Here is a 558-nt window from a genome sequence, read left to right on the forward strand (position 1 = left end):
GTTCCCCCATTCAGACATCTCCGGATCAAAGTCTGTTTGCCGACTCCCCGAAGCTTTTCGCAGGCTACCACGTCTTTCATCGCCTCTGACTGCCAAGGCATCCACCGTATGCGCTTCTTCACTTGACCATATAACCCCAAGCAATCTGGTTATACTGTGAAGACGACATTCGCCGTAAATTCGCACGTTGCTCTTTCGAGCAGAACTCACAAATTTTACCTTAGCCTGATCCACCAGCAGTGAAACTGGTGTTCAGTCTATTTCTATCACATATCCGAATTTTTAAAGAACGATCTGACAAAAGTCAGAAATCAACACTCATCAACGAATGTTCATTTCTAAGTTCTGATCAAGTAAAGCGAGTGGTGGAGCCAAGCGGGATCGAACCGCTGACCTCCTGCGTGCAAGGCAGGCGCTCTCCCAGCTGAGCTATGGCCCCGTATTTCTACAGGCGTTTCCCACACAAAATTGGTGGGTCTGGGCAGATTCGAACTGCCGACCTCACCCTTATCAGGGGTGCGCTCTAACCAACTGAGCTACAGACCTATAACAGGGTCG

At 49.3% G+C, this 558-nt stretch carries 1 tRNA gene and 1 rRNA gene; both read right to left on the reverse strand.

From position 1 onward, the window contains the following. A 23S ribosomal RNA gene (locus SB786_RS35580) occupies positions 1-128 on the reverse strand; the annotation flags it as partial. Between the two features lie 235 nt (positions 129-363). Then, positions 364-439, reverse strand: a tRNA-Ala gene (locus tag SB786_RS35585). Positions 440-558: the final 119 nt, after the last annotated feature.

This window comes from Burkholderia sp. SIMBA_062, assembly GCF_046534765.1.
Classification (GTDB): Bacteria; Pseudomonadota; Gammaproteobacteria; order Burkholderiales; family Burkholderiaceae; genus Burkholderia; species Burkholderia ambifaria.